This window comes from Paraburkholderia sp. RL18-101-BIB-B (genome assembly GCF_046026985.1).
GTDB lineage: Bacteria > Pseudomonadota > Gammaproteobacteria > Burkholderiales > Burkholderiaceae > Paraburkholderia.
In genome coordinates this window covers 1-386 of record NZ_JARESV010000217.1, presented here as the reverse complement: position 1 = coordinate 386, position 386 = coordinate 1, and the positions used below count along the sequence as shown (strand labels likewise).

At 59.1% G+C, this 386-nt stretch carries 1 pseudogene; it reads right to left on the bottom strand.

The window, feature by feature from the left end:
• Window positions 1-386 (bottom strand): annotated as a pseudogene (locus P0D73_RS46805) (error-prone DNA polymerase); the annotation flags it as partial.

Sequence of the window (386 nt, the reverse complement as noted above, 5' to 3'; positions counted from 1 at the left end):
TCGATGTCTGGCGGCTCACCGCGCTCTTTTGAGATGAAGCGCTCGAACAACATACTACCGCGTGCCGGGTCGACCTCTGTGATGCCGAGGCAGTAACACACTGCGGAGTTGGCGGCAGAGCCGCGGCCCTGACACAGGATGTGCTGGCTGCGTGCGAAGCGAACAATGTCGTATACCGTGAGAAAGTACGGCTCATATTTCAACTCCGCTATCAGCTCCAGTTCGTGCTCAATCTGTTCCTGTACCTTGTGCGGAATACCCGAGGGGAAACGTCGCTGCGCGCCGATGTAGGTCTCCTGCCGCAGATACGCGGCAGGAGCGAAACCGGCGGGCACCAGTTCGTCCGGGTACTCATAGCGCAACTCGTCAAGCGAGAACGTGCAACG